We start from the raw sequence: 26,835 nt of genomic DNA, 5'->3' as shown, positions 1-26,835 counted from the left end.
TTAGCGAACCATCATCCAAAGGGTGCTGGCACCATGACCTGGCGGGAAATCCACCGCCGCTGCCATGCGCATGTATTCCGTGGTGCGGCGCTTGATCTTCGCACAGGCACGTGCCTGTCGTTCCATGACGGTAGGATTGAGCTTCGTGCAGTTGGTGGACAGCAGGATCGCGCACTTGGGTGCCGCCACCTCCAGCGCGGCGAGCATCAGATCCTCAAAGTGCTGCTCCACCTGCCAAAGGCGACCGTTGTTGCCGCGCGAGAACGTCGGCGGATCGAGGACGATGGCATCAAAGCGCTCGCCGCGATGCCCCAGCTTCGGCAGCAACTCCAGCGTATCATCATTGATGAAGCGATGCCCGGCCTCTGCGATGCCATTGAGGGCAAGGTTCTGTTTGCCGCGATCCAGCGACTTGCGGGACAGATCCACGCTCACCGTCTCCGCGCCCGCGAGGCCGGCCACGACGCTGAAACTGCAGGTGTAGGCAAAGGTGTTCAGCAGGCGCTTTGGCTTCAGTGCATGCAGCTTGGCGCGGTTTGCACGTTGATCCAGAAACAGGCCGTGACTGTAGCCCGTGCCGAAATCAAGCCCATAGCGGATCCCTGCCTCCGTCACCACTGTCGTGATCGGCAATGAGGCATCTCCCGATCTCAGGATGGGCGAGACACGCTCATGATTCTTCAATGGCAGGAAGCGCGTGAAGACTCGCGCCGGTGTCCACTGCGCCTGCGCGCTCCACACCACTAGCCCGGCGGCCAGTTCGTTCAGCGCAGCGCCATTCTTGTGCGAGATCATCGCATCATCACCCAGCCGCTCCACCCAGCCCTCCGATCCCGACGCCAGCCGATGTGCCGTCGTGCCTGCCGCTTCAAAGGCGGTGCGCTCAGCCGTAGCAATCCAGGTCGCGGGTTGGATGGCATGGTTGCGGAAGGATGATGGGTTCACCCGGCAACGCCTGTCGCAGAATCGTCGCCCCGGCAACACATCCTCATGAATTGGCGCGGATATTTGGCCGTGTGAAAATCCGCTTTTGGCAGCGTTTCACCACCAGCCATCATGAAATCCATCTTCTTCACTCACCTGTCAGCCGTCTTCGCCATCCTCTGTCTCTCCGCGCTCCCATCTCACGCGGAGGTGAACAAAGTCGAAAACATCGCCCCGAATGTCTATTTCCATGAGGGCGAGATCAAACCTTACGGCCACTGCAACAACGGCTGGATCATCTTTGCGGACTACGTGCTCGTGATTGATGCCAATTTCCCTTCCGGTGCCCGCGTCATCATCCCCAAGATCGAGGCGCTCACGGACAAGCCGGTGCGCTTTGCCTTCGACACGCATCACCACGGCGATCACGCGTATGGAAACCAGGTCTGGCTCGAAAAAGGCGCGACACCCGTCGCGCATGTCGGCGCGCTGGAAGAGATGAAGAAATACGAAACCGGCCTCTTCGGCGACAAACCCGGCCGCTGGCAGGATGCCGCGAAGGGCCGCAAAGATGTCGCCGAGAGCAAGCTCAAGGCACCGACGCTGCTGTACAAAAGCGAGATGATCTTCGACGATGGCAAGAACCGCGTCGAGTTGCTGCACTTCGGCACCGCGCACACGCACGGCGACGGCTGGGCCTGGCTGCCGAACGAAAAAATCCTCTTCAGCGGCGATGCCTGTGTCAACGGTGCCTACAACTTCACTGGCGACGGCAACATCGGCGAGTGGATCAAGACTCTCGAAGCGGTGAAGAAACTCGGCGCAAAGGTTGTCTGCCCCGGTCACGGCCCCATGGGCGGTCCGGAACTGCTGGAGGATCAGCAGGCCTTCTTCATCGCCTTGCAGGATGAGGTGAAGAAGTTCGCCGGCAAAGATCCCGCTGAATTAGAAGCCGCCGTGCCCACCATCATGTCCACGCTGAAAAAGAACGAGCGCATCGCCCGCTACGTCGGCAACTTCCTCCTCGCGCAGGTGGAGAAGGCCTTCATTGAGCAGGGCGGGCAGCCGTTTCCGAAGCCTCCGGTGTCGGCACCAAAATGATGATCGCTGTCAGAACCGAGAAAGTTGGAGCCGTGCGTCTTGAGCGGTCCTTATCTGTCCCGAGCTCTGCTCACCATATTCCCCACAAAGAAGAACGGGAAATTTGTGACACGCAGCCTGCGAAAAAGCCATCTTTGATAATTTTTTCACTTTTGAATTGCATAATATCAAATTAGGCTGATAATTTGTATTTGTCTACTGAATCAGGCAGTCTCTCAGCAGGACAGCTTCTTTCGGCAGAAAAACATCAAGGTTGGCAAAAGGATGAACCGGGTGGCGGGCCCTGGAGGTAGCCCCAAGATGCCACCCGGTCATCTTTTTGGCCGGATCTGAGCCTCCATTCCGTCACATCTTGCCCCCGCTACCTTCACCTCAGCAGCTCTGGAGCGTCGCAGAAGCACACGGAGCGAAATCGTGGGAACAGGAATGGGAACCTGAGTCAGGCGGCAGATTGTTTTAGAAATGCATTCATGATCCCCGGCAGCTTCGCATGCGTCCTCGTTCGTTCAAAACTCCGCAGATGCCGACTCAAACTCACCGCACTGCGCATCGGAAGCTTTGTCCCTCTGCGCCAGCGTCGAGCGCAAGGAGTCCCTGCACGGTTCTTCGTCCCTCCGAACGATGATCTTGGGCTTCCTCAAACATACCTAAAATCGGCACTCCGGTATCAGCATCCTGTCTTGCGCAGAGATCGGGTCCGCGTTCCATGCGGTTTACCATGGAACCCACCATCAAGATCGCCCTCGTCGGTGCCGGCATGTTCGGCGGAGATGTTCACGCACGCGCCTACGCGGACTTGCAGCGCTTCGGCATCGCCGGCCAACTCGCACGTGTCGGATTGGACAAATACTCGCGCGAACTCGCCGGGGTGAAGTTTGATCTCGTCGCCGTGGCCACGCGCAGCGAGAAATCAGCGAAGAAAGCCGCCGCCGCCTTCAAGGACATCACCGGACACGAGCCGCGTGCTTTTCACGGCGATGAGCCGTGGAATGACATCTTGAAGGCGTTTCCCGATCTCGATGTGATGGCCGTGGCCACGCCGGATCATCTGCACACGCAGCCGATCCTCGCGGCACTGGCCGCAGGCGTTCACGTTTTGACGGAAAAACCGATGTGTCTCTCGATCCAGGAGTCGGATCAGATCATCGACGCGGCAAAGGCGAAGAACCTCATCGTCGCCGTGGACATGCACAAGCGCTACGACCCCGACCACCTGCGCATCCGCGATGACATTCAAAATCGCATCGGCGCGCCGCTCTATGGCACCGCCTATCTCGAAGAACCGCTCGAAGTGAGCACCAGCACCTTCAAGTGGGTGGAAAGCAGCGATCCCTTCAGCTACGTCGGCCCGCACTGGACGGATCTGATCTGGAGCTACTACAAATCAAAGCCCGTGAGCCTCACCGCCGTGGGCCAGAAGCAGCGCCTCATCCGCGATGGCATCAACGCCTTCGACGCCGTGCAGGTACGCGTGGACTACGACAACGGCATGTCGATCAACTACCACAACAACTGGATCACGCCCGCCGACTTTGAAGGCCCGGTCAATCAAGGCCACGAGATCCTCGGCGCGGACGGCAAGGTGGAGAGTGACCAGCAGTACCGCGGATTCCGCTGGTGGAACGCCGGTGGCGGCTCGCGCACCAGCAACAACCACTTCACCCGCGAAGTGACGCGCCCAGACGGCACCAAAGGCTACATCGGCTATGGTGTGGATAGTCTCACCGTCGGCCTCGTGGCGGTCTGCCGTGTGAAGTTTGCCAATGAATCACGCGATACTGTCGCCGAACTCTATCCCACCGCCGAAGAGGCCCGCATCACCTGCGCCATCGTCGATGCCGCTGCCCGTGTGCGTGATTTGAACTTCAAATACATCAACGAAGGCAAGGGCGCGACCGTCACCGCCCGCTTCGGCCCGGATGGCATCACCATCATCGATCCGAACGCGGCGGAGGTGTTCCAGCGCATCTACGACCGGCCGCTGTGAGCGGCAGCGGCCCTGTTCATGGCTTGACAGCGGCTCTGATTGTTCATAAACAGGCACTTGCCCATTCAATATAACCTACTCATGAACCTATCCGCCTCTCAACTGCACCGCGCCGCCAAGCTTCAAGAAAAAATCGAAGTCCTCCAGAAGGATCTCGCCGCTCTGCTCGGTGCTTCTTCCTCCTCCTCTACTTCCGACGGCAAGCCCGCGAAGAAAAAGCGCACGATGTCCGCCTCCGCGCGCAAGAAGATCGCCGCCGCCCAACGCGCCCGCTGGGCCAAGCAGAAGGCCGCCGCTCCTGACAAGAAGGGGAAGTAATCATTCCTCATCCGGTCTGAACGACCGCACGAGAAGGCTCCGGCTGATCAAGCCCGGAGCCTTTTTTGTTTTTTGCCGCCATCTCCCCTTGTGCAGCCGGTCCGCTTGCGAAACCCGGAAAGCACGATAGTCATTCCGCATGATTGGCCGCTGGTTCAAACTGCGTCGCGCACGCCAGGCACTGGCAGCGCAAGATCCATCGAAACGGAAGGCCGGGCTGGAAATGATTTCTGATCTCGAGGATCCACAGCTCGCGGATCTCGTGACCAAGATGGCGGTGGCCGACCCGGACATGGACTGCTTCATGGCTGCGCGTGAAAGGGTGCTCAAACACAGCACACCGCGTGTTGTCAGTGCACTGCGCCACCATCTGCTCATGTCCTGGGAGCTCGGCACCCGGCGGTGTGCCGCCGAGATTCTGGGCAGCATCGGTGGCCAGGATGCCATGTATGCGCTGGCACGAGGCGTCGAGGATTTCACTTTTCGCCAGGTGCAGGAGCTTTGCGCCCGCGCACTCGGCAAGATCCGTGATCCGGCGGTCATCCCGCTGCTGAAAAAGATCGCGGATGACGCTTTCTGGTATCCCAGCCGTAAAAAGCGCGTCGGCGGATCAGGCATCGACATCGGCTATGATGTAAATGCGGTGGCCCGGGAGGATGCCAGGGTGCGCGAAGCTGCGCTGGAGGCCCTCGCCAGCATCGGTGGTGGCGAGGTGATCGCCATCATCCGCCGCCACATCAAGGATGCCGACGTCTTGGTTCGCGGCACCGCCGAGCGTCTGCTGAAGCAGTTGGAAACGCCGCAGGCCTGAGTCACACGCTCACTTCACAAACATCGGGTCATCCGGGTTCCCTTTGCTCAGCAGGTAGGCCAGCAGGTCGAGGATGTCGTCCTCCTTGAGCATGAACATCAAGCCGGGCGGCATCATGCTGATCTTGCTTTCCTCGGTCTTCACCACATCGCGGGCATCCACGTTGGTGAAGTTGTTCGGGTCCATCATGTTGGTGCAGACCATCATGATGTTCTCCTTCATGTTGGCGATGCGGCCGATGACTGTGCTGCCATCTTTCTTGGTGAAGACGGTGCTGCCGTACTGGTCGCTGATCTCCTTGTTCGGATCGAGGATGTGTTCCAGCAGGTCGCGCGGGCTGTATTTGCCGGCCACGCTGGTGAGATCGGGGCCGACGGCACCGCCTTCTTGATTGAAGCGATGACAAGCGAAGCAGGTGGCCGCGCCAAACATGTTGCGGCCATTGGCGAAGTTGCGATTGCCTTCCAGACCGACACCGAGGGATTTGTTCAGTTCATCGAGCGTCCACGCTTTGACAAACTGCATCGGCTTCACGGTGAAGCTCGGGGCTTTGGCCTCCGGTTTGGCATCCAGCACATCCTTGATGGCGAGTTTTTCCTCCTCGCTCATCGTTTTGAGCGCGTCCTGCTTGATCTCACCGATGAACAGGTCAAACGACGCACCGCCCTTGTAGTTCGCGGCACGCAGGAACCAGCGGAAGTAGTCGGCGCGCAGTTCCTTCGTCCAGCCGGTTTTCGCGAAGCGCAGGATGCGGGCGTAGTCGATCTGTTCCTCCTGCGTGGGCGATTCATTCACCAGCGGGGCCGCCTTGGCGACGATGCTGGCATCGCCGAGATAGACGAGCACCTCGCACAGGTCGCGATTGAGCGCCGGGTCGTTGGTGGGATACAATGGCGACAGATGTTTGATCAGCGTCGCCTTCGTTTCGGCATCCGGTTCGCCCAAACGTGTGAAAGCGAGCATGTAATCGCGAATCAACGTCACGCGGTCGATGCCCTTGAGCGCTTTGAAGTCGATCTTGTTCAGCGCGGCGAGAATCGGCTGCTGAAGTGATTTGTCGCCGCCACTGCTGCGAGCGAGGGCCATGAGCGCGGTCAATGCGGCGCGCGGATTAGTTTCATTGAGCGCCTTGTCCTTCCATGAGGCCACAGGCTGATGCTCAATGGCGATGCGAGCAGCGAAGCGAAGGTGGCGGTCTGCATCGCCAAGGTGCGGCCATGCGGTTTCGGCCGCCTTCGGATCTTGCCTGCCGTGGAAGGGTTCCAAGTAACCGCGAACCGGCGGCTTCCGCTCAGGCTGGGGCGCTGGCAATACTGATTCGGTCCCTGTGTAAGTGACCCGATACAATCCCGACTGCACCTTGCGGCCACCGATGCTCACATACATCGCACCATCCTTCTTCGAGACCTCGATGTCCGTCAGCGGCAGCGGTGAGGCACTCATGAACTCTTCCTGCACGCCGGTGTAGCCGCCGCCGTTTGGAGCGAGATGCACGGCATACATCTTGCCGTAGCTCCAATCGCAGATGTAGAGCGCGTCTTGATATTTGGCGGGAAACTTCGCACCGTAGCCGAAGGCAACGCCAGTGGGAGAGCCGGGGCCGATGTCGCAGACGGCGGGCAGGCTGTCCTCCCAGCGCGCGGGCCATTTCTTGCTACAGGTGCGCCAGCCGAACTCACCGCCACTCTGCATGAAACAGACACGCGTCGGACGATACCACGGCATGCCAGTGTCCCATTCCATGTCAGCATCGAAGCCGAAGATGTCGCCGTGGCGGTTGATGGCGATGTCGTAGGTGTTGCGGGTGCCGGTGTTGATGAGTTCCCACTTTTTGCCGTCGAGATCGGTCTTCGCCAGCCAGCCGCCGGGCGCAAGAACGTCACGCATGAAGCCACGTCCGAGTATCATCGGGAAAAGCTGGTCCTCGCCCCAATGACGCGGCACGCGACTGGTTTCGCAGCTCGGTTCCGGCGTTTGATTGCCGCACATCACATAAAGCGATTTGCCATCGGGTCCGAGCACCACGCCATGCGGTCCGTGCTCGCCCGCCTTGCCAGGAAACGAGCGCAGCAGTTCGACGGCATCGAATTGATCGTCTCCATTGGTGTCCTTGCAGCGGTAGAGGCCGCGGCCCTGATACGCCTCGTCATTCACCACGCCATAGAGGCTGCCATTGTGAAACAACAGGCCCTGGCAGTGGCCGAAGTCGATGCTGAGCTTCTCGATCTTCGTCTCCGACGGACTGCCATCCAACGCAGGCGGTGTGATGCGATAGAGCGCGCCGTATTGATCGCTGCAGATCATGCGTCCCTTGTCATCCTGCGTCATCGAAACCCAGGAACCTTGATCCGCCTTGGGAACGGAATACAGCAGCTCGGCCTTGAAGCCTTTCGCCATCTTGATGGCGGAAACCGGCGTGGCCTGGTCGGCGATCTGGGCAAAGCCGGCCGTGGTGGCGAAAAGCAGCGGGAGGAGGAGGGATTTCATGGTGGTATGACGATGGAATGAAATGTGGGGACAGGATGTCCCCACTCCTTGGTTACTTCATGAGTTCCTTGACCTTGCCTTCAATGGCGGCAGTCCACATGTCGTAGCCTTTGGCATTGAGGTGGAGCAGGTCGGGCATGATTTCTTTCGGCAGCGTGCCGTCGGGCTGGAGAAAGGTGTTGCCAATGTCCATGTAGTGGATGCGTTTGCCGTCGGCGAAGCCGGAGATGAGGTTGTTCGTGGCGACGTTCTGTTTGCGCATCGCGTCATCCTTCGTCGCGCCGCGTGGGAAGATGCCGAGCAGCAGCACTTTGGTCTCTGGCAGTTTTTTGCCGAGGATGTCGAGGATCATCTTCACGCCTTCAGCGGTCTGCTCGGCAGAGCTGGTGTAAACGACGCCACCGTGCTCCACAGCGGGACGGCCCTGATGGCCGGTATTGTTGGTGCCGATCATGAGCACGACGAGTTTCGGCTTGATGCCGTCGAAGTTGCCGTTTTGCAGGCGCCAGATGACGTGCTCGGTGCGGTCGCCGCCGATGCCGAAGTTCGCGGCCTTGAGCGGTGCCCAAGTTTTGGCCCAGGCTTCCTTGCCATTGCCTTCCCAACCCTGCGTGATGGAATCGCCGAGGAAGACCAACTGTGCCTCGCCCTTCTTGGAAATTTCGTTGAACGACTCGTGCCGCTTCACCCAGCCGCCTTCACGCGGTTTCGGGTCGATGGCGAGATTCTTGGCGGTTTCAGCGAGGCTGACAGCGGCGAAACAGAGGGATGCGAGGAGAATGGCGAATGATTTCATGGTCGGAGGCGGCGATGATGCCGGGGAGCCATGAAACTGGCAAGCGTGATTCCACACCCGCGAGAATTTACGCCTTCAGCGCCCAGTCGAGCAGCGATTGGGCATCCTTCCAGACGCCTTCGCTGGTGTCATTGAGGATGACGACGATGCGGCGGCGGCCATTGCGTTCGCCCGTGGCAACGAGGCAGTAACCAGCCGCCTCGGTGTAGCCTGTTTTCATGCCGTCGCAATAGCTGGCGCTGCGCAGGACGCGGTTGGTGTTGGCAAGGTCGATGGACTTGCCGTCAGGCCGCATGAATTTGAAACTCTGCAGCTTCACGATCTTGCGGATGTCAGGCAGCTTGTCGGCGGCTTTGGCGATGACGGCGAGATCGCGGGCGGTGCTGTAAGGATCGTCGTCGCTGAGCGATGGGAGGCCGTGAGGATTGACAAAGTGGGTGTTCTCCAGGCCGAGCGCTTTCGCCCGTGCATCCATCTTCGCAGCGAAGGCGGCGACGCTGCCGGCATTGTCACGGGCGAGCGCCTGGGCGATGTCGTTGGAGCTTTTCACCATCATGGCGCTGAGAAGATGACGGCGGGTGTAGGTCTCGCCCACCTTGAGTCCGATGCGCACTGGAGCGCATTGCGTGTCCGCCAGTTCAACGGTGACAATCTTGTCGAGATCACCTGCTTCGACAATGAGCAGGCCGGTCATGATCTTGGTCGTGCTGGCGATGGCTCCGCGCAGATCAGGATTCTTCTCAAAGAGCACGTCATCCGATTCAGCATCGATGACAATGCAGCGTCCGGCGGTGATTTGTGGAATCGGTCCGCGCAGGTTTTTGATCTCGATCTCGTGACGGACTTTCTTCGTTTTCTCAATCTCCTCGGCCAGTTGCGCCTTGAGTTGTGCGACCGTGGCTTCGCGGGCAGCAACAGCCGCCTTGTCCTGCTCAATACGTTGACGTTCGGCGGCGATTTCGCGTTCGCGCTTGGCAACACCGGCGACTTTAGCCTCCACCTCCTCCTCGCGCCACTGGAGCTGCTGCTCACGTTTGGGGTCATCACAGCCGGTGATGGAGGCGCAAAAGAGGCCGGCGAGCAAAGCGCGGCGTGCATGACGAAAATGGAAGCGGGTGATCATTTCAGAGTTCGGCGAGGAGTTCCTTCAGGCGGGCAACTGGCCACTGGCCGGGAGCATTCGAAGCGCCAATGAAGCCGTAATTCAACAGACTGCCACATTTTGCCAGCACCAGTCGTGAAACACGACCCCAAGGGCCCATGCCCATGACGGAAAGACGCAGGCGGTGCGTTTCGCCCGCCAGTTTCATGAGGCGGATCAAATCGTCCTGCGTGTTCAGGTAGGTGGCTATCTTCACGGCATCCAGTCCGGCCTGCTGGGCAAAGTTTACCGCGCCACGGAGTACTTCATCGGCGGGTGTGGCCTGGAAATCGTGAAACGAGCCGACCACCGGCACACCGGCGGCACGCGCTTTGGCAATGGTGCCCTGCATCTGGGCGGCGCTGCGCAGTTCGAGGTCGATGAGCGTGGCGAGGTCCAGCAGCGGCTCGATCATGGCGGCACGGGCCGCCGGATCTTCCGGGCCTTGGCCGCCTTCGGCTGGGTGGCGGGCGGTCAGGAGCAGCGGCAGCTCATTTCCGGCAAGCCGGGCACGTAAATCGTCCGCAGGCAGCTTCAACTGGTCCAGCCGCAGCTCTGCCACGTCACACAAGGCGGCGCGTGAAGTCGCATCCAGGGACGTGAAATGCTCCAAGGCTGCTGGATCGGCCACCACCCCCACAGCGAGCGGCCGGGAGGAGAAGAGCAAGTTTTTGGAGGAAACAAGTTGTGCCATTGGCTAGGTTGACTATAATTTCAATAGAACTGAATAAATTTCAGCCACTATTAACGACATTATGCTGGGCAGGAAGCAAGAAATCAATTTGCAGCTCACAGAGTTGTTCGACAGCGCTCTGCTGGCGTTCTGCCTCTGGTTCGGGCATTTCCTGCGCTCGGAGCTTGTGCCGGTGTTCATGCCAGATGTGGCGGTGATTCCGCCACTGGAGAAGTTTTACTGGGTCATCGCGGTTGTGGCCCCGTTCATGCCCATTGTTTTGGAGGCACGCGGTTTTTACTCGAACATCAGCAACAAGACGCTCGGACGCTCGGTACGCCAGCTTGCGGAAGCGCTGGCCGTCATCGGCATGTGCATCGCCTTCTGCATGGTGTTCTTCAAATGGTCGATCGAGAGCCGCGCCGTGGTCATCTTCTCCGTCTCCCTCGGGGCGCTGTCACTGCTGCTGCGCGAGGCCTGGCAGCGCGACATGCTGCGCCAGCAGATGATTTCTGGCAGAGGCCGTGAGCGCGTGATCATCGCCGGCGCACAGACCGACCTGGACGCCTTCCTCATGAACATGAGCGCCGAACAACGCGCCGAGATCGAAGTCGTGGGGCAGATCGACATCACGCAGCGCCCGGTGGTAGAACTGGTGGCGGCCTTGCACGAGCACTCCATCAGCCGCGTGCTCTTCGCCGCCCAGCATGTGCATTTCAGCAAGATCGAGGAAGCCGTACAGGCTTGCGAAACCGAGGGTGTCGAGGCCTGGATTGCCGCTGACTTCTTCCAGACCGCCATCGCGCGGCCGACCTTCGACGTGCTCGGTGGACGCCTGATGCTCGTGTTTCACAGCACGCCACAGGCCTCATGGGAACTGCTCTTCAAAGGCATCGTCGATCGTGTCGGTGCGCTCATTCTACTGCTGCTTTCGCTGCCGGTCTGGCTGGTGGCGATCATCGGCATCCGCATCGGATCACGCGGCCCGATTTTCTTCAAGCAGGAACGCGCCGGGCATTACGGCAAGGCCTTCACCATGTGGAAGTTCCGCACCATGCATCAGGATGCCGAATCACAGCGTGCGGAACTCGAAGAACACAATGAGATGGACGGTCCCGTTTTCAAAATCACCAACGACCCGCGCATCTTCGCCTTCGGTCGCTGGCTGCGCCGCAACAGCATCGACGAACTGCCGCAGCTCATCAACGTGCTGCGCGGCGAGATGAGCCTCGTCGGTCCGCGTCCCCTGCCCGTCTATGAGATCCAGCGCATCGAAAAGCATGCGCAGCGCCGCCGCTTGAGCGTCAAACCCGGCCTGACGTGTCTCTGGCAGGTCACCGGCCGCAACGGCATCAAGAACTTCGAGGAGTGGGTCGCACTCGATCTCAAGTACATCGACAACTGGTCCTTCTGGCTCGATCTCAAAATCCTCGCGCAGACACTTCCCGCCGTGATTCGCGGCAGCGGCGCCAGTTGAGTGGAGGATTCGCTGTCCTCGTCGTCTGAACTGTGGCACAGACGAGGAACATGAAAGTAGAACGCCTCAAATACGTCATCTGGGCCGCCGACATGAACCGCGCCGTGAATTTTTACGCACAGGTCTTTGGCGGCACCATCCTCAAGCAGAACGACATCATCAGCGAGGTGTCCATCTGCGACGGCATCATCGGCATCCATGGCGGCGGCGAAGGCAACCGCACCTGGACCGGATTGAGCTTCCAAGTGCCTGATGTGATCGAAGGCGCGCGTGAAATCGTCGCCGCAGGCGGTCAGCTCACGCGTGAGCCTCAGCCCGAAAACGGCGAACCGCCGCATCTGGCGATGTGCGTGGACACCGAGGGCAACGAAATCATGCTCACGCGCAAACGCACGCACTGATCATGGTTTACGCCAGCGATGGCACGCGGACATTCACATCGACATCGGCATTGTAGTCCACGCCTGCGAGGCCGAAGCCAAAGAGGCGCAGGAAGCTGGACTGGTAGCCTTCGAAGTCGCCGAGTTCGGCAAAGTTTTCGGTGTTCACCTCGGCCCAGCGTTTGCCGACGAGTGCTTGAACAGCGGGAGCCATTTCCCAGTCATCGACACGAATGCGTCCGGCTTCATCGGGCTGCGGATTGCCGTTGTAGAGCCGCTCGCGGAAGAGGCGGTCCATCTGCTCGATGCAATCCTCATGCGTGCCCTCGGCCTTCATAACCTTGTAGAGCAACGAAATGTACAGCGGCACCACGGGAATCGCGGAACTGGCCTGTGTAACAAGCGCCTTGTTCACGGAAACCCAGGCCTTGCCCTTGATGGTGGCCAGTTTGGTGTCGAGCACACGCTGCACGCGCTCCAAGTCTTCCTTGGCGCGGCCGATGGTGCCGTTCTTGTAGATCGGCCAGGTCACTTCAGGGCCGATGTAACTGTAGGCCACGGTTTGCACACCGTCGGCGAGAACTCCCGCGCCAAGCAGGGCATCGATCCACATCTCCCAATCTTCACCGCCCATGACAGCCACAGTTTGGGTGATCTCGTCGTCGTTGGCAGGCTCGATGGTCACTTCATTGACCACGCCTGTGCCGGTGTTGAGATTCTTGTTCGTGTAAGATGAACTGCCGATGGGCTTGAGCACCGACTTGAAGACCTCTCCAGTCTTCGGATGCGTGCGGCGTGGGGAGGCGAGGCTGTAGATGACGCAATCGACCTGTCCGAGGTCTTTTTTGATCGCTTCGATGACTTCGGTCTTCATCGCATCCGAGAAAGCGTCGCCGTTGAACGAGCGTGCATACAATCCGGCGGCCTTGGCCTCGTTTTCGAAAGCGGCGGAGTTGTACCAGCCCGTGGTGCCGCAGCGATCGGCCTCGGCGGGTTTTTCAAAGAACACGCCGATGGTGGCCGCGTTCGAGCCAAATGCCGCCGCGATGCGCGAGGACAGGCCGTAGCCGGTGGAAGAACCGATCACGAGCACCTTCTTCGGTCCGTTGGCGATGGGGCCGCGTCCTTTGACGACGGCAATCTGGTCAGCGATGTGTTTGGCACAACCGGTGGGATGCGCGGTGGTGCAGATGAATCCACGAATTTTAGGGGCGACGATCATAGTTGGATGATTTGAGCGTTAGCAGCCGCGAGGGGGCTGGCAACTTGTTTTCCCGGCCCGCCTCCGACATCATGGGCGCATGAATGTCCCCACCTCACCGTCTCCCGAACAGCGTTTCTCGGATCGTGTGGAGAATTACGTGCGCTACCGTCCGCGCTACCCGCAGGAAATCACCACGATGTTGCAACGCGAGTCCGGACTCACTCCGCAGTCAGTCATCGCCGACATCGGCTCTGGCACCGGCATTTCAGCGGAGTTGTTTTTGCGCGCTGGCTGCACCGTGCATGCCGTGGAGCCGAATCGCGAGATGCGCGAGGCCGCTGAGCGTCTTCTCAGCCATCATGGCGGTTTTCACAGCGTGAACGGCAGTGCGCAGGCAACAACACTGCCGGACCACAGCGTTGATCTCATTGTTGCCGCGCAGGCGTTTCATTGGTTCAACACGCCCGAGACTCGCGTCGAGTTCACCCGCATTTTGAAGCCCGCCGGGCAAGTGGCGCTCATCTGGAACGAACGCAAGCTCGACGCCACTCCGTTCCTGCGTGCCTACGAGCAGTTGCTGCTCACTTTCGCGACGGATTACACCAAGGTGCGACATGAAAACACCGACGCTGGCGAATTGAGATGCTTCTTCATCGGCCCGTATGCCACGCATGCGTTTGCCAACGAGCAGCACTTCGACTTTGAGGGACTCAAAGGTCGTCTTCTTTCCAGTTCCTACGCTCCCGCCGAAGGCCAGTCACGCCATGACGAGATGATCGTCGAACTGCGGCACATCTTCGACGCGCATCAGACTTCAGGGCAGGTTTGCTTTGAATATGACACGCGCCTGCATGTGGGCCGCTGATCACGCTATCGTCAGCGGCCCGTCGAACATCGTCAGGCTGACGACTTCTGTCTTCGCCACATGTGGTCCGTGCTGCACGCCTTTCGGGGCGAAGAACAAGGTGCCTGGAGTGTAAGCGATGTCGCTTTCCTCCCATTCGCCGGAGAGGATCCAGGCCCATTCATTGGCCACAGGATGCGTGTGAGCCGGGATGGTTTTGCCTGCGTGAAACTTCCGCAGCACCACCACGCCACCGGTCGATTCGTTCTTGTGCAGGATCTTCAGCTCGACGCCTTCATATGGCCCCGGCTGCCACGGTTTGTCTTCAGCGAGTGCGATGTAAGGGAACATGCCGCCATGCAACGGCGGAACCGCACATGCAGCAAGCGCGGAATCGGGATTGACCGCCCCCCTGCCCTTCACAAACCTTGCGCACGTTGGCATGCGCGTGTTATGGTCGGGCCCATGGAACCCGCCACATGGGCCGCGCTCGGCGACGATGAGCTGCTGGAGAAAAAAATCTCCCATCTCGGGTTGAAGCTCGAAGCGACGGAATTACAGCCGCTGATCCAGCAGCTTTATGACGAACTTTCCGCGAAAGGCCTGGTTTTTCTTCCTCCGTGTCATGTGGGAGATGAGTGGTTCGTGCCGGTGGGCATTCCGGCGATCTTCATCCCTTTTTTCCTGGTGAATGACCGGCTGCGCAAGCTGGAGCGGAAGATGATTCTCGAAGTCGAAGGCGAAACGCCCGAGTGGTTCATGAAACTCATGCGACACGAGGCCGGGCACGCCTACTCCTACGCCTATCAGCTCTACAAAAAGAAGCGCTGGCAGCAGACTTTCGGGCTGGCTTCGACGGAGGAGACCGACTTCTACCGCCCGCGACCTTACAGCCGTTCGTATGTCGTGCATCTCGACGACTGGTATGCGCAGAGTCATCCTGATGAAGATTTCGCGGAAACCTTCGCCGTATGGCTCACACCTGGACTCGACTGGCGCGAGCGCTACAAAGACTGGGGGGCATTGCCGAAACTCGAATACGTGGATGAACTGATGCGCTCGCTTGCGGGCAAACCGCCGGTGCATCAGCCGGAGTATCACGTGAAGGATTACGATTTCCTCAACATCAAGCTCAAGACGCACTACGCGAAGAAGCGCAAGCTCTACGAGGACTCGTATCCCGATTTCTACGACAACGACCTGCGCCATCTGTTTGCCGCCGGGCCGGAAGTCGCAGGGCGTGTGAAAGCATCCGTGCATCTGCGCCACCGGCGCCGGGTGTTGATGGAGTCGGTCTGCCAGTGGACCAACGAAAACAAATACCGCGTGAACAAGCTGCTCACGCGCCTCATCGAGCGCTGCAACCAGCTCGACCTCCATGTGAAGCACGACGATGCCCAACTGGACCTGCGCGTGTCCGCCTACGTGACCACGCTGGTGATGAACTATCTGTTTACCGGCAAATTCAAACGCACCAAGTAATGACGCCGAAAAAAAAGCTCAAAGTCCTCGCGCTGTTCGACGCCATCGCGCCAACAACACTCGACCAGGATCTAAGTGAGGAGTTTTTGACGGAGGACTGGAAGACCGAGGTCCATGTGCTGAATGCGCTGCGTGAACTGGGCCACACGACGGAGTATCTTGCCATTTTCGATGATCTCGACCTGCTGCAGCAGAAGCTGCAGAGCTTCCAGCCGGATGTGATCTTCAATCTGGCCGATCAGTTCAAGAACAACCGTGCTTTTGACCAGAACATCGTTTCGTTTCTCGAGATGAACGGCGTGCCGTTCACCGGCTGCGGCTCGACCGGGCTCACGCTGTGCAAGCACAAGGGCATCTCGAAAAAAATCCTCAGCTATCATCGCATCCGCACACCCGCCTTTGTGGTCATCGCACGAGGGCGACGCATCGCGCGTCCGGCAAAGCTGCGCTTTCCCATCCTCATCAAACCGCTCAAGGAAGAGGCATCTCTCGGCATCTCCCAGGCATCGTTTGTGTCCAACGACGAGCAGTTCAAGGAGCGCGTGCAGTTCATCCACGACAAGTATGCCAATGACGTCATCGCCGAGGAATACATCCACGGGCGCGAGCTGTATGTGAGCCTGATCGGCAATCTCCGACTGGATGAGTTCCCGATTCGCGAGCTGGTGTTCAAGGAGGTGCCGCCCGACGAGCCCAAGATAGCCACCTTCAAAGCCAAGTGGGACGATGAATATCGCGAACGCTGGGGTCTCAAGAACCAGTTCGCCGAGGATCTCGATCCAGCCGTGGTGCGCGACATCCAGCAGACCTGCAAACGCATCTACCGCCTGCTCACGCTCGACGGATACGCACGCATGGACCTGCGCCTGACTGAGGACAACAAGGTCTATTTCATCGAGGCCAATCCGAATCCGATTCTTGCCTCCGACGAGGACTTCGCGCTATCCGCACTGAAGGCCGGGCTGTCGTATCCTCAGCTCATCGAACGCATCCTGCGCCATGCCCTGCGAGCCGTGCGTGGATGACTCCGGTCGTATGCTTTCGCCCGGACTGAGCGCGCATTTTCCGCGCACTCTCACACAAGATCGGCACAGGCCGTCCCGGAAGGAAATGCGTTTTGTCATTCGTGACATTCTTGCCCAATGAATGGGCATGGTCACGCTCTTACACCCATCAAACCAACACCGACTGCCATGAAATCATTGCTTACCATCCTCGCCCTCAGTTTCGCCGCCGGGATCGCTGGAGCCGATCCCGTCAACAAGTGCTGCCCGGTCACCGGCAAGCCAATCATTCCGAACTGCAAGACCACCTACGAAGGCAAGGAAGTGGGCTTCTGCAGTGGCAAGTGCTTCAAAGAATTCAAAGCCGATCCAAAAAAATACGCGGGCAAGATCAAGTAAGCGCTTCAACTCATCACTCCGCATCCAGTGCGATGAATGGCGGCCGGGAAACCAGTCGCCATTTCATTTTCGGGGCGAAAAACACATGGGATCACTTCACACCGCGCACTTCAAAACCTTCCGCCTCGAGCACAGCACGCACCTTGGCGGCCTGATCGCCTTGAATCTCGATGCGTTTGTCCCTCACCGTGCCGCCACAACCGCAGGCAGCGCGGACGCGTTTGGCGATGGTTTCGATGACAGACACCGGCAGGTGCGTGGCGAAGTCCTTGATGACGATGACTGTTTTGCCGCCGCGATGCGCAGTCTCGCGCTGGAGGACGACGCGCCCCATTTTCCAGAGTCGCTGCGGGGAATCAGGATCGGCGTTCGGATTCATGGCGCCTAAAATGACTCAGTTCGCGCTGATGTCCTTGTTGTAATAGACCTTCACGAACTTCATGCCCTTCTTGTCATCGTAGCCGCGTTCGATCTGGGGATCGGTGTCGCTGCTGCCGGGCTTGATGTGGATTTCGACGCCGGTGTCGAGGCGGAGGACGGCGGCGATGCGTTTTCTGGCCTTGGTGAGGTCTTTCTTGGAAATCTCGAAGCTGGTCTCCAAGGACTGGCCTTGCTCTTCTTCGATGCGGGCGCGGTGCTCGCCGAATTGGGCGATGGTTTCGGGATCTTTGAGCACATCACGCTCAAACTCCTGCAGCTCGAATTTTTCACGGTCTTCGAAGTAGTCGAGCGCGTCTTTGGCGGCGTTCGCGGTTTCCCAGGGCGGCGTGTCGTCATCGGTGGACTTTTGTTCTTCGAGGAAGGAGACGGCCATCTTCGCGTAGGCGTTGGTGAGGAAGGCGGCGTCGGGCACGGCCTCCACGCCGAGGAATTCGCGGACCCAGAAGCGTGAATCGCTGCCGCTGCGGTCGAAGGTGAGGACGTAGTAGCCTTTTTCGGCCCAGTGATCGAGGATGAGGCAGCCTTTGTCGATCTTGTCGGGATTGATGCCGTGCTCGGTGCTGAGCTGGAGGTCGCCGTTGCGCGGCGTGATGGTGAGGAAGGGCACCACGCTGTCGCTTTTCAAGATGCAGAGGCCATTCACCAGTTCGCCCTCGATATGAACTTCCTTGAGCATGGCGATGCAGAGGTCGCCCGCCTTGATGTTGGGGTGATTGGACTTGGCGTAGAGGCGCTGGGCGATCTCGATGCCTTTGGCGAGGAGATTGTCATTGTCGGCAAAGATGGCTTTGGCGCAGTTGTTCACCTCGTGCTGAGCCAGCGAGGCGTGATGCGTGAAACGATGGGCGATGCAGGCTTTGAAGGGCTTAATGAAGAGCGCGGTGAGGTTCTCCTGGTCTTCCTCGGCGACCTTGAAGACTTCGCGGGAGGTTTGCAGCGGCTCTTCGCGCTGAGGATTGCCGACCTTGGCGAGGACGACGTTGGTAACGGTGGCGGTGTTGAGGCGGAGCTTGACGGACATGCGGGGCGCGGAGGGTAGAAAGGGAATGGGATTCGCCAAGCATTTCATGACGGTACCGTCGCCTATGCGCAGCCGACATGCGCCAGAGCAAGACAGGAGTAGTGGTGGCAGAGACAGCTCCGTCGGGGTTTTCCCTGATGCGCCAAGCAGGGGAAGAGCTGATTGCGGAAAAAACTGGAATTGTTCAGACTGGCCGGAAAAACAGCCTTTCGCATTTCCCACTTCACCCCCCAAAACCATGATCACCCTGCATGCCCCAGTGCTCACCACGCCGTGCGAATCATCCAGCCTTGGCTCATATCCATCCGACAAGGAAATCGCCCTCCTCGCCTTTGAACATTGGAAGCTGGAGGGCTGCTCACATTTGCGCCCGGAACACTGGCTCAATGCCGAAAAGGAGCTGATGGAGGCTTATGCGGCGCAGGGAGGGGCTTTTGCTCCGGCGGATTCTGACAGGCTGGAGGAATTCTGGGAGAAGGAGACAGAAACGATCTCCGGTTTTGCCCACAGCAATGAACTCAATCTCACAACGAAAGGATGGCCATGAACGAGTCCAACATGCCCCATGCATCGGAATCCATGGAGTCACCTGATCCGGGCATTGCAGACAGCGCGGCGTCCGCCAGCAGCCAGTCCACCCACAAGCACCTGACTGGGAACACCGAGGCGTCAAATGGCCACGGTGCAAAAGACGTGTTGAAGCAGACGGCGGGAGTCCGTCTGGCGTACAGATCCGTCGCGAGCTGGTATCACGGCGGGATCAACGAATAATTCCCGTATTCCATCCAATGACAGGAGGTTCTCATGAACGGATATTTCCGAGGAAGCCGTCTTCTCGCGGGCGTTGCGCTTCCAAGAGCGACGCACACGGGGCTGGTGACGCATGATGAGCGCAAACAAGACTTGGAGCGAAAACGCAGGCGGGCGCTTCAATCCGCCACCATCAGGAGCGCGTCATACCCGAACGTCCGGTTCGTACAACCCATACGGTTGAACTGGGCGCGATACGAGCGAGTGACGCGTACGCTGCATGGGAAAATCACTGCGGCAGGGGTGATGGTGACTGTCATGGCCATGATCATGCTGGGATGGAAAGCGGCCGGCGGAGAGCACATCACGCCTGTGCGATGGCTTTACAGCGTAGGATCAGGCTGGTTTATCACCTGGATGATCCGGCTGGCAATGTTCACCTGCCTCGCAGCCCCCCGCTTCGTGAGTTTCCAGAACGGGAGTATCCGGCTGTCCGGGTTCGGCACCTTGAAGCCAGGGCAAATCCTGCGTTGGTCGTTTGATTACCATGTGATGCCGGACGAGCATGACAGCCCCTGCATCCGTTTGGAAATCCTCTGCCGGTGGTTCTGGTGGAAGCGCCGATGGACAATGCTTCTGGATGACGGGGCGGAGGCAAACCGTCTGCAGCACCTGCTGCAAACACAGACCTCTCCTGCCGCCGGGCCCACGGCCATATTGGGTGAATCATGCAATTGAGATTGATGCCAGAATCTTGAGTCATTAGGATCATCCCATGCCTCGCGCATCTTCCAGGCGACCATCTACGACCGGCCCCAAAGCCAAGAGGGTGAAAGCGGCACAGAGCCGTTCGGCAATGTCAGCCCCCGACAAGAAGACATCGAAGAAACGGCACAAAAAATCCGCAGCCGCCACACCGACTCTGAAACGCCAGTTGCAGTCGAAATTGCGTTCGCAAAACAAGGCATTGCAGCATATCCGCAACCAGCTTGAGCTGCGAAACGAGGCGTTGCTGCGCGCCCAGACAGAAATTGAGGAGGGTCTCCAAAGCTACGCCGCGCTCTATGATCTGGCCCCCCTCGGCTACATGACCCTGGACACGCGGGGACGGATCATGCAGATCAACATCACGGGCAGCATCCTTCTGGGCTATGCCCGCCCGGAGGCTGCTCGCCAGCCATTTTCGCAGTTCCTGAATGACAAGGACGATCGTGCCTTGTTTCAGAAACATCTCGAGTCCTGCCAATCTTCCGGTTCCAACGTGATCACGGACCTGCACCTTGCCTGTCACGGCATGCAGACCGTCAGACAGGTGCAGATCATCTCCATCCCAAAAGGCTCTGAGAAGGCGCGGCGTTTTCTCACGGCGATCATTGATCTCACCGAGCGCAAGCAGGCGGAGAAGGCCGTGCGCGAAAGCGAGGAACGGCTGGCGGGCATCGTCGCCTCCGCGATGGATGCCATCATCACTGTAGATGCCGGTCAGCGCATCCTGCTGTTCAACAAGGCGGCGGAAAGGATGTTTCACTGCCCGGCGGAGAAGGCGGTCGGCACCGACATCGGACTCTTCATCCCGCAACAATTCCGCCAGCGGCATGAGCAGCACATCAAGCGCTTCGGCCGGACGGGTGAAACCAGCCGTGCGATGGGCAGCCTGGGCGCGATCAGCGGCCGGCGTGCCGATGGCGAGGAGTTTCCCATCGAAGCGTCCATTTCTAAAACCGAGATCGCAGGCCACCAGCTCTTCACTGTCATTCTGCGGGACATCACCGATCGGATCCGCGCCAAGGAGGCGCTGGCGGCGAGTGAGCAACGTTTCCGCGTGATCATGGACTGTGCGCCGGTGCTGGTCTGGGTGAGTGACACGACAAAGCTCTGCACGTGGTTTAACAAGCCCTGGCTGGAGTTTGTGGGCCGGACGATGGAGCTGGAACTCGGCAACGGCTGGGCTGAGAACGTGCATCCCGATGATCTGGACCGCTGCCTCACGATCTATACGACCGCCTTCGATGCACGTGTGCCTTTCGAGATGTCCTACCGGCTGCGCCGTCACGATGGCGAGTACCGCTGGTTGCTCGACAAAGGCATCCCTCTCCATGGTTCTGCGCAGGAATTCACCGGCTATATCGGCAGTTGCGTGGACATCACCGACCGCAAGATCGCCGAGGCGGCTGTGCGGGCCAAGGAGGCGCAACTGTGGCTGATCACGCAGAACACCCCCGTGATGCTGACCCAGTGCAGCCGCAACCTGACCTACACGTTCGCCAACCGCGCCTGCGCTAACATGCTCCGCCTGGAACCCGAGGAGATCATTGGCAGGCCAATCATTGAAGTGCTCGGCAGCGCGGCGTTCGAGCTCATCCGACCGCACATCGAGCAGGTGCTGCAGGGAAGACGTGTTGAATACGAGGCGGAGATTCCGTATCCGCAGTCTGGCCGACGCACCGTGCATGTGGTCTATGTACCTGACACGGATGCACTGGGCGGAGTCACGGGCTGGCTGGCCTCGATCACCGACATCACCGAGCGCCGGATGATCGAGAACGAGCTGCAGCGCGAACGCGCCTTCCTGCGCCAGGTGATCGATGCAACTCCGAGCATGATCTTTGTGAAGGACCGGGAGGGACGTTTCCTCCTGGGCAATGAAGCCCTCGCCCGCAGTTGTGGCACCACGGTGGAAAATCTCACGGGCAAGACCGATGCCAGCTTCCACCGCACCCCCGAGCAGATCGCCCACTTTCAGAAAATCGATCATGAAATCATGTCGAGTGGAAAGGCCCTGCGGACTCCCGAAGAGGAGATCACCCAGGCAGACGGGCAGGTGCGCTGGTTCAGTACGGGCAAGGTGCCGTTGTTCAATGATGACGGAACTTGCGACAAGGTGCTGGGTGTGGCCACGGACATCACCGAGCGCAGACAGGCGCTGCAAAGGCTGGAACACGCCAAGGCGGAGCTGGAACAGCGCGTGGCGGAGCGCACCTCCGAACTGCTGGCTCAGATGGATGAGCGGACCAGGCTCGAAAACGCACTGCTCGACATCTCCGAGCAGGAGCAGCGAAGACTCGGCCAGGATTTGCACGACGGCCTTTGCCAGTCGCTCTCTGGTCTCGCATTCATGGCCCGATCACTGATGAAAACACTGGAGGAGCGGAACCTCGCCGAGCCAACCGCCAAAGCGGCGCGTCTGGCGGACTTGATTCATCAATCCGTGGAGCAGGCACGCGGCATTGCCCGAGGACTGCACCCCGTTGTCATGGATGCCGAGGGCCTGGTGTCCGCCCTGCGTGAGCTTGCCGCGCAGAGCAATGGTGAAGTGTCCTGCAGGCTGCGCTGCGAGCGCATGGTTCCCATCGCTGACAACATGACGGCTCTGCACCTGTATCGCATCGCGCAAGAGGCGGTGGCCAATGCCTTGAAGCACGCCAGGGCGCGCACCATCACCCTGAGTCTCAGACTGTGGCAGAACCTGCTTACCTTGAGCGTCGCGGACGACGGCCATGGGCTTGCGGATCCGGTTCAAACAGGCAATGGTATGGGGCTGCGGTTGATGCGGTATCGTGCTGACGTGATCGGGGGGAATTTTTCCATCCAGCGGCGTAAACTCCGGGGAACCCGGATGACGTGCTCTCTGCGCATGCCTGACGCCGACCCATATCAACCACAGACTCTTGCACGGGAGCAGGGAAAACGATGAAAACCATTCCCAACCAGAAGCAACTGGATCATGCGGGCTGCCAGCAGCGCCTTCTCATCGTCGATGACCATCCCATTTTTCGCAGGGGCATCGCCATGCTCATCGAGCATGAGCCAGATTTTGTCATTTGTGGCGAGGCGGAAACCGCCGCCCAGGCCATGCAACTGGCGGAACGCCTCGCCCCCGACCTCGTGATCACAGACATTTCTTTGAAGGACGTGAATGGCATCGAGTTGGTGAAATCCCTCAAGGCCATGTATCCACACCTGCCAGTGCTGGTGTTGTCCATGCATGACGAATCCCTGTATGCCGAACGCGCCCTGCGTGCCGGAGCACGCGGCTATTTGATGAAACAAGCCCCGCCTGATCAAGTCGTGACCGCCATCAGGCAGGTGCTGCGCGGGGAACTGCACCTCAGCTCCACAGCCAACTTCCTGATGCTGAACGCCTTTGCGTCGGGCCAGCGCGACAAGAACACGAGTTCCATCGAACAACTCAGTGACCGCGAACTGGAAATCTTCGAACTGCTCGGCCAGGGCCGGGGCACCAGCATGATCGCGCACGACCTCCATGTGAGTGTCAAAACCATTGAGGCGCACCGTGCTCACATCAAAACCAAGCTCGGGCTGTCCACCGCCCCCCAGCTTGTGCGCGCCGCGGTCGAGTGGGTGACCCAGCGCGAGGCAGGCCGCAGAACGACCTGAGGGCATCATCCCGGCAACGGACTTCGATTCACCCGCTTGCAGACGGCACGCAATACGTCGAGGTCATGCTCGCATGACAGACACCCACGAGAACCAGCCTCCCAAAGCCGCCTGTGCGTGGCTGGTGCGCCTGCCGGAGATTTTTGAAGGGATCGCTGCCGATGTTTTGCAGCGGTTCGGCGCGATTTCGAGCACCCGCCTGGGTCAGGACTATTATTTGATCAAGACAGCGACGCCGGAGGCGATTCAGAGGTCGGAGGTGGCGAAATTTGCGCGGTGGAATCTGCCGATGGACCACACCTGGCCGTGCAATGCGCAGAAGATGGACGGCTTCATCGAGAAGGCGGCGCAGACGCTCATCAAGAAGTTCGGCGAGAGGAAGCCGCAGGGGATTTTCATTGGCACGCTGCATCCGACGTCGCCGGACAAGTATTACAAGGGCCTCGCTTCGAACCTGCGCGGGCGGGTGCTGCAATTGTTCCCGAAACTGGCCGCCGGCGCGGTGGAGGAGCAGGATGCGACGGCGGAGACGCTGTTTTGCCTCGTGGGCAAAGAGGGTTTGTTTTGCGGGATGCAGAGTCCGCGTGCTTCGAACGGCCTGTATGCCGGTGGCAGCAAGTACATCGACCAAGATGCGCCGGACACGATCAGCCGTGCGGGTGCGAAGATCGCCGAGGCACTGCATTACCTGCTGCTGCACCGGCCGCCGCTGAAGGAGGGCAGTCATTGGCTCGAACTGGGAGCCTGTCCGGGAGGAATGACGTCGGAACTGCTCGCACGCGGCCAGCGCGTGACAGCGATTGATCGTGCGCCACTGGACAAACGTCTCGATGGCCGGCCTGGGTTGAAGTTTGTGCTTGCTGATGTGGCCGAATTTCAACCACGCGCTGGAACGACGTATGATGCGCTGCTGTGCGACATGAACGGTCCGCCGGAGGAATCCATCGAGCAGGTGATCCGCCTCTCACGCTCTTTGAAGAAAGGCGGGCTGGTGGTTTTCACGCTCAAAGTGCCGCGCATCGAGAATGTGGAGGAACCGTGCGAGTTGTTCCGGCTGATCGCCTCGATGTCCAAGGCTGCGGGGTTGAGCCTGTTGGCGCAAACGCACCTGACTTACAACCGGCATGAGTTCACTCTATTTCTGGAGAAGCCTCGGGATTGACCTCTGAATCAGGCAGCTTTTCAGGCACCAGCAGCACCGCGCCTTTGAGCAGGCGGCAGAACTCCTTCTTGGTGACACGATGCAGCGTCCCCTCCCTGGTGGCGGGGTCTTTCATGATCTTGTACTCGATGGAAAGCCGCGCCCATTCGACGATGCGGAGGTAATCATCCCCTTTTTTCCAGATCTGGCCTTGTTCCAAGTTCATCGGCCCCTCTAATGCCCGGTGCCTGCTCGCGCCATGAGATTTCCACATGGGTTCGCACCCATCAGGAGCAAGAAGCGGGTGGTGTGTGGCCGATTTGCGCAGAAATTCGGGGCATGAATGATTATGAACGTGTGGCCCGCATTATCCGCCACCTGGACGACCACCATGTGGAGCAGCCCGGTCTGGAGGAACTGGCGGCCCACCTCGGCCTGAGCCGTTTTCATTTTCACCGGTTGTTTTCACGCTGGGCGGGAGTCACTCCCAAAGATTTCCTGCAATGCCTGACGCTGGAGCATGCGCGTGAACGGCTGCGGCAGGGGGAAAGCGTGTTCGATGCGGCGCTGGACGTCGGCTTGTCATCCCCGGGCAGGCTGCATGACCTGTGCGTGACATTGGAGGCGGCCACGCCGGGTGAAATCAAGGGCGGTGGAGAAGGGTGGACGATTGAGGCGGGTTTGGCGGCGACTCCGTTCGGCCTGTGTTGCATCGGAAACGGGCCGCGAGGAGTTTGTCATCTGGCATTTGTCGAAAGCGCGGAGAGAACGACAGTGAGCGAGGCCATTCTGGCTTTATGGCCGAAAGCGGAACTGCGCTGGAACAACGTGACGGCCCGACGGATCGCCGCTGAGGTGTTCCAACCAGGAGGGGAAACGCATCTGCGGGCACTGGTGCGTGGAACACCGTTTCAACTGCGTGTCTGGCGTGCGCTGCTGCGCATTCCGCCGGGCGGGATGGTCAGTTACGGACATCTGGCGACGGCGATTGGACATCAGGGGGCGGCCCGGGCTGTTGGAACGGCGGTGGGCACAAATCCGCTGGCCTATTTGATCCCGTGCCATCGCGTGATCCGGGAAACCGGTGTGATCGGGCAGTATCGCTGGGGGCACGAGCGGAAACGGGCACTGCTGGCGTGGGAAGCGATGAATGGCTAACCCGGCAGGGCGGGGAGTGCTGATAGACAGTTCAGAGGTCTAAAATAAAGCAGAATTCAGCCTTGTTAGCTGGATTTGTTGTTATTATAATTATAATATATCTGGTATATTAGACCCAAAGCCTCTCTTGCATGCTAACGCCTCTCGGCCAGCCCGAGCTCATCTGACCGCCCCCAATACGCAAAAAAAAGCCCATGAAAACACACTCCTCCATCCCAAGGTTCCTCTGCCTCGTGCTAGCGCTGGCCTGGATGCATGGCGCGCATGCCAGCACGATCTTCTGGGGCAGCCAGTTCAACGACCTGCTGTTCGACAGCAACGGCCAGCCGCTGGACACGAGCTATTCCTTCGAAATCGGCTCGTTTGGCAGTTTCGTGCCGACCTATCAAAACGTCGATCAGTGGGAGGCGAACTGGAAGGTGTTTGACCGTGCGTTTGACCCGGATGCGAATGGCTGGAATGCGGCGGAGCAATTTTTCGTGGGCACGGTGAACCACAATCTCGCAGGCGGCTCGGACTCACCTGATGCGAATCCTGCCGATGTTTTTGCCCAAGATGAGGTGGCCTACCTGTGGGTGTACAATTCCAAGAGCATCGTGCCCAGCAGTGAATGGGCGCTGGTGACGGACGGCAGCAACACAGCCAACATCTGGCGCTTCCCCGATCCCGCTGATGACTCGGGCTCTTACAACTGGGATCTTATCACTGCGGACACCCCCATCATCGGCGGAGTGAACGACATGCAGGGCGACGGAACCTTCTCGGTTAATCCAGGGACTTTTAGTCTGCAGACCGCCGTCGTGCCGGAACCCGGCTCTGCCTTCCTGCTGTTCGCAGCCGCAGCTGCGCACCTGACACGCCGAGCCCGACGCCTGACACGCCTGACCATGTCCTGAGA

28 protein-coding genes are annotated in these 26,835 nt (G+C 59.5%); 18 read left to right on the top strand and 10 right to left on the bottom strand.

From position 1 onward, the window contains the following. Entirely contained in the window at positions 1-945 is a 945-nt protein-coding gene (locus tag U1A53_RS22285; RefSeq protein ID WP_322284070.1) for a class I SAM-dependent methyltransferase, read from the bottom strand. A 111-nt stretch (positions 946-1,056) separates the two neighbouring features. On the opposite strand from U1A53_RS22285, the gene U1A53_RS22280 reads away from it, so the two are divergent. From U1A53_RS22280 to U1A53_RS22265, 4 genes are all read left to right on the top strand, one after another. Next, a complete protein-coding gene (locus U1A53_RS22280; protein ID WP_322284069.1) occupies positions 1,057-2,025 on the top strand; it encodes an MBL fold metallo-hydrolase in 969 nt (322 codons plus the stop codon). A gap of 718 nt (positions 2,026-2,743) precedes the next feature. After that, positions 2,744-4,012 (top strand): Gfo/Idh/MocA family oxidoreductase, encoded by a 1,269-nt coding sequence (locus U1A53_RS22275; protein WP_322284068.1) that lies wholly within the window; start codon positions 2,744-2,746, stop codon positions 4,010-4,012. An 81-nt stretch (positions 4,013-4,093) separates the two neighbouring features. Continuing rightward, positions 4,094-4,330, top strand: a complete 237-nt coding sequence (locus tag U1A53_RS22270) for a hypothetical protein (protein ID WP_322284067.1) — start codon at positions 4,094-4,096, stop codon at positions 4,328-4,330. Positions 4,331-4,469: 139 nt separating this feature from the next. Further along, positions 4,470-5,141 carry a HEAT repeat domain-containing protein gene (locus tag U1A53_RS22265; RefSeq protein WP_322284066.1) on the top strand — a complete coding sequence of 224 codons (672 nt, stop codon included), beginning with the start codon at positions 4,470-4,472 and terminating at the stop codon, positions 5,139-5,141. Between the two features lie 9 nt (positions 5,142-5,150). Here U1A53_RS22265 and U1A53_RS22260 read toward each other — a convergent pair whose 3' ends face one another. From U1A53_RS22260 to U1A53_RS22245, 4 genes are all read right to left on the bottom strand, one after another. Then, on the bottom strand, positions 5,151-7,628 hold the full coding sequence (locus tag U1A53_RS22260; protein WP_322284065.1) for a c-type cytochrome: 2,478 nt from the start codon (positions 7,626-7,628) through the stop codon (positions 5,151-5,153). Between the two features lie 52 nt (positions 7,629-7,680). Continuing rightward, complete coding sequence (locus tag U1A53_RS22255; RefSeq protein ID WP_322284064.1) at positions 7,681-8,424, bottom strand: platelet-activating factor acetylhydrolase IB subunit; 744 nt, start codon at positions 8,422-8,424, stop codon at positions 7,681-7,683. 67 nt (positions 8,425-8,491) lie between these two features. Next, on the bottom strand, positions 8,492-9,547 hold the full coding sequence (locus tag U1A53_RS22250; RefSeq protein WP_322284063.1) for a serine hydrolase: 1,056 nt from the start codon (positions 9,545-9,547) through the stop codon (positions 8,492-8,494). 1 nt (position 9,548) lies between these two features. After that, on the bottom strand, positions 9,549-10,232 hold the full coding sequence (locus tag U1A53_RS22245; RefSeq protein WP_322284062.1) for a type I 3-dehydroquinate dehydratase: 684 nt from the start codon (positions 10,230-10,232) through the stop codon (positions 9,549-9,551). A 115-nt stretch (positions 10,233-10,347) separates the two neighbouring features. Between U1A53_RS22245 and U1A53_RS22240 the strand changes: the two genes are divergently transcribed. Together U1A53_RS22240 and U1A53_RS22235 are read left to right on the top strand one after the other, a co-directional pair. Then, positions 10,348-11,715 carry a sugar transferase gene (locus U1A53_RS22240; protein WP_322284061.1) on the top strand — a complete coding sequence of 456 codons (1,368 nt, stop codon included), beginning with the start codon at positions 10,348-10,350 and terminating at the stop codon, positions 11,713-11,715. 50 nt (positions 11,716-11,765) lie between these two features. After that, positions 11,766-12,116 carry a VOC family protein gene (locus U1A53_RS22235; RefSeq protein WP_322284060.1) on the top strand — a complete coding sequence of 117 codons (351 nt, stop codon included), beginning with the start codon at positions 11,766-11,768 and terminating at the stop codon, positions 12,114-12,116. Positions 12,117-12,123: 7 nt separating this feature from the next. On the opposite strand, the gene fabV is transcribed toward U1A53_RS22235, so the two are convergent. Beyond that, on the bottom strand, positions 12,124-13,317 hold the full coding sequence (gene fabV, locus U1A53_RS22230) for an enoyl-ACP reductase FabV (protein WP_322284059.1): 1,194 nt from the start codon (positions 13,315-13,317) through the stop codon (positions 12,124-12,126). Positions 13,318-13,396: 79 nt separating this feature from the next. On the opposite strand from fabV, the gene U1A53_RS22225 reads away from it, so the two are divergent. Further along, a complete protein-coding gene (locus U1A53_RS22225; RefSeq protein WP_322284058.1) occupies positions 13,397-14,164 on the top strand; it encodes a class I SAM-dependent methyltransferase in 768 nt (255 codons plus the stop codon). Here U1A53_RS22225 and U1A53_RS22220 read toward each other — a convergent pair whose 3' ends face one another. Further along, positions 14,165-14,494: a cupin domain-containing protein gene (locus U1A53_RS22220; RefSeq protein WP_322284057.1), complete on the bottom strand. Its 330-nt coding sequence runs from the start codon at positions 14,492-14,494 to the stop codon at positions 14,165-14,167. Positions 14,495-14,608: 114 nt separating this feature from the next. Here U1A53_RS22220 and U1A53_RS22215 point away from each other — a divergent pair, with 114 nt between their 5' ends. The 3 genes from U1A53_RS22215 (at position 14,609) to U1A53_RS22205 (ending at position 17,028) form a co-directional block, all read left to right on the top strand. Next, positions 14,609-15,625: a hypothetical protein gene (locus tag U1A53_RS22215; protein WP_322284056.1), complete on the top strand. Its 1,017-nt coding sequence runs from the start codon at positions 14,609-14,611 to the stop codon at positions 15,623-15,625. Beyond that, positions 15,625-16,650, top strand: coding sequence for a hypothetical protein (locus U1A53_RS22210; protein ID WP_322284055.1), 1,026 nt, complete (start codon positions 15,625-15,627; stop codon positions 16,648-16,650). The genes U1A53_RS22215 and U1A53_RS22210 overlap by 1 nt, the downstream gene beginning before the upstream one ends. Positions 16,651-16,818: 168 nt before the next feature. After that, complete coding sequence (locus U1A53_RS22205; RefSeq protein ID WP_322284054.1) at positions 16,819-17,028, top strand: YHS domain-containing protein; 210 nt, start codon at positions 16,819-16,821, stop codon at positions 17,026-17,028. 91 nt (positions 17,029-17,119) lie between these two features. Here U1A53_RS22205 and U1A53_RS22200 read toward each other — a convergent pair whose 3' ends face one another. Then, positions 17,120-17,407: a translation initiation factor gene (locus tag U1A53_RS22200; RefSeq protein WP_322284053.1), complete on the bottom strand. Its 288-nt coding sequence runs from the start codon at positions 17,405-17,407 to the stop codon at positions 17,120-17,122. A 15-nt stretch (positions 17,408-17,422) separates the two neighbouring features. Then, a complete protein-coding gene (locus U1A53_RS22195) occupies positions 17,423-18,490 on the bottom strand; it encodes a nucleoid-associated protein (protein WP_322284052.1) in 1,068 nt (355 codons plus the stop codon). A 238-nt stretch (positions 18,491-18,728) separates the two neighbouring features. Here U1A53_RS22195 and U1A53_RS22190 point away from each other — a divergent pair, with 238 nt between their 5' ends. From U1A53_RS22190 to U1A53_RS22165, 6 genes are all read left to right on the top strand, one after another. Then, positions 18,729-19,037: a DUF2934 domain-containing protein gene (locus tag U1A53_RS22190; protein ID WP_322284051.1), complete on the top strand. Its 309-nt coding sequence runs from the start codon at positions 18,729-18,731 to the stop codon at positions 19,035-19,037. Beyond that, positions 19,034-19,261 carry a hypothetical protein gene (locus U1A53_RS22185; protein ID WP_322284050.1) on the top strand — a complete coding sequence of 76 codons (228 nt, stop codon included), beginning with the start codon at positions 19,034-19,036 and terminating at the stop codon, positions 19,259-19,261. The genes U1A53_RS22190 and U1A53_RS22185 overlap by 4 nt, the downstream gene beginning before the upstream one ends. Before the next feature lie 33 nt (positions 19,262-19,294). Beyond that, a complete protein-coding gene (locus tag U1A53_RS22180; RefSeq protein WP_322284049.1) occupies positions 19,295-19,978 on the top strand; it encodes a hypothetical protein in 684 nt (227 codons plus the stop codon). Between the two features lie 118 nt (positions 19,979-20,096). Next, a complete protein-coding gene (locus U1A53_RS22175; protein WP_322284048.1) occupies positions 20,097-22,934 on the top strand; it encodes a PAS domain S-box protein in 2,838 nt (945 codons plus the stop codon). Next, positions 22,931-23,638 (top strand): response regulator transcription factor, encoded by a 708-nt coding sequence (locus tag U1A53_RS22170; protein ID WP_322284047.1) that lies wholly within the window; start codon positions 22,931-22,933, stop codon positions 23,636-23,638. The genes U1A53_RS22175 and U1A53_RS22170 overlap by 4 nt, the downstream gene beginning before the upstream one ends. Before the next feature lie 73 nt (positions 23,639-23,711). Next, on the top strand, positions 23,712-24,800 hold the full coding sequence (locus U1A53_RS22165; protein ID WP_322284046.1) for an SAM-dependent methyltransferase: 1,089 nt from the start codon (positions 23,712-23,714) through the stop codon (positions 24,798-24,800). Here the strand turns inward: U1A53_RS22165 and U1A53_RS22160 are convergent. Then, a complete protein-coding gene (locus tag U1A53_RS22160) occupies positions 24,769-25,005 on the bottom strand; it encodes a hypothetical protein (protein WP_322284045.1) in 237 nt (78 codons plus the stop codon). The two genes, U1A53_RS22165 and U1A53_RS22160, sit on opposite strands and share 32 nt — an antisense overlap. 11 nt (positions 25,006-25,016) lie before the next feature. Between U1A53_RS22160 and U1A53_RS22155 the strand changes: the two genes are divergently transcribed. After that, positions 25,017-25,937, top strand: coding sequence for a methylated-DNA--[protein]-cysteine S-methyltransferase (locus tag U1A53_RS22155; RefSeq protein ID WP_322284044.1), 921 nt, complete (start codon positions 25,017-25,019; stop codon positions 25,935-25,937). Between the two features lie 194 nt (positions 25,938-26,131). After that, positions 26,132-26,833, top strand: a complete 702-nt coding sequence (locus tag U1A53_RS22150) for a PEP-CTERM sorting domain-containing protein (protein ID WP_322284043.1) — start codon at positions 26,132-26,134, stop codon at positions 26,831-26,833. The last annotated feature ends 2 nt before the right edge of the window (positions 26,834-26,835 follow it).

Source organism: Prosthecobacter sp., assembly GCF_034366625.1.
GTDB lineage: Bacteria > Verrucomicrobiota > Verrucomicrobiia > Verrucomicrobiales > Verrucomicrobiaceae > Prosthecobacter.
The sequence above is the reverse complement of the archived record's forward strand: the minus strand, read 5'-3'. Positions and strand labels throughout refer to the sequence as shown.

Bases quoted from the DNA above. Each gene is read 5' to 3' on its own strand.
- U1A53_RS22280 (WP_322284069.1), top strand. From the start codon at position 1,057: ATGAAATCCATCTTCTTCACTCACCTGTCAGCCGTCTTCGCCATCCTC.
- U1A53_RS22275 (WP_322284068.1), top strand. From the start codon at position 2,744: ATGGAACCCACCATCAAGATCGCCCTCGTCGGTGCCGGCATGTTCGGC.
- U1A53_RS22270 (WP_322284067.1), top strand. From the start codon at position 4,094: ATGAACCTATCCGCCTCTCAACTGCACCGCGCCGCCAAGCTTCAAGAA.
- U1A53_RS22265 (WP_322284066.1), top strand. From the start codon at position 4,470: ATGATTGGCCGCTGGTTCAAACTGCGTCGCGCACGCCAGGCACTGGCA.
- U1A53_RS22260 (WP_322284065.1), bottom strand. From the start codon at position 7,628: ATGAAATCCCTCCTCCTCCCGCTGCTTTTCGCCACCACGGCCGGCTTT.
- U1A53_RS22255 (WP_322284064.1), bottom strand. From the start codon at position 8,424: ATGAAATCATTCGCCATTCTCCTCGCATCCCTCTGTTTCGCCGCTGTC.
- U1A53_RS22250 (WP_322284063.1), bottom strand. From the start codon at position 9,547: ATGATCACCCGCTTCCATTTTCGTCATGCACGCCGCGCTTTGCTCGCC.
- U1A53_RS22235 (WP_322284060.1), top strand. From the start codon at position 11,766: ATGAAAGTAGAACGCCTCAAATACGTCATCTGGGCCGCCGACATGAAC.
- fabV (WP_322284059.1), bottom strand. From the start codon at position 13,317: ATGATCGTCGCCCCTAAAATTCGTGGATTCATCTGCACCACCGCGCAT.
- U1A53_RS22225 (WP_322284058.1), top strand. From the start codon at position 13,397: ATGAATGTCCCCACCTCACCGTCTCCCGAACAGCGTTTCTCGGATCGT.
- U1A53_RS22220 (WP_322284057.1), bottom strand. From the start codon at position 14,494: ATGTTCCCTTACATCGCACTCGCTGAAGACAAACCGTGGCAGCCGGGG.
- U1A53_RS22215 (WP_322284056.1), top strand. From the start codon at position 14,609: ATGGAACCCGCCACATGGGCCGCGCTCGGCGACGATGAGCTGCTGGAG.
- U1A53_RS22210 (WP_322284055.1), top strand. From the start codon at position 15,625: ATGACGCCGAAAAAAAAGCTCAAAGTCCTCGCGCTGTTCGACGCCATC.
- U1A53_RS22205 (WP_322284054.1), top strand. From the start codon at position 16,819: ATGAAATCATTGCTTACCATCCTCGCCCTCAGTTTCGCCGCCGGGATC.
- U1A53_RS22200 (WP_322284053.1), bottom strand. From the start codon at position 17,407: ATGAATCCGAACGCCGATCCTGATTCCCCGCAGCGACTCTGGAAAATG.
- U1A53_RS22195 (WP_322284052.1), bottom strand. From the start codon at position 18,490: ATGTCCGTCAAGCTCCGCCTCAACACCGCCACCGTTACCAACGTCGTC.
- U1A53_RS22190 (WP_322284051.1), top strand. From the start codon at position 18,729: ATGATCACCCTGCATGCCCCAGTGCTCACCACGCCGTGCGAATCATCC.
- U1A53_RS22185 (WP_322284050.1), top strand. From the start codon at position 19,034: ATGAACGAGTCCAACATGCCCCATGCATCGGAATCCATGGAGTCACCT.
- U1A53_RS22180 (WP_322284049.1), top strand. From the start codon at position 19,295: ATGAACGGATATTTCCGAGGAAGCCGTCTTCTCGCGGGCGTTGCGCTT.
- U1A53_RS22175 (WP_322284048.1), top strand. From the start codon at position 20,097: ATGTCAGCCCCCGACAAGAAGACATCGAAGAAACGGCACAAAAAATCC.
- U1A53_RS22170 (WP_322284047.1), top strand. From the start codon at position 22,931: ATGAAAACCATTCCCAACCAGAAGCAACTGGATCATGCGGGCTGCCAG.
- U1A53_RS22165 (WP_322284046.1), top strand. From the start codon at position 23,712: ATGACAGACACCCACGAGAACCAGCCTCCCAAAGCCGCCTGTGCGTGG.
- U1A53_RS22160 (WP_322284045.1), bottom strand. From the start codon at position 25,005: ATGAACTTGGAACAAGGCCAGATCTGGAAAAAAGGGGATGATTACCTC.
- U1A53_RS22155 (WP_322284044.1), top strand. From the start codon at position 25,017: ATGCCCGGTGCCTGCTCGCGCCATGAGATTTCCACATGGGTTCGCACC.
- U1A53_RS22150 (WP_322284043.1), top strand. From the start codon at position 26,132: ATGAAAACACACTCCTCCATCCCAAGGTTCCTCTGCCTCGTGCTAGCG.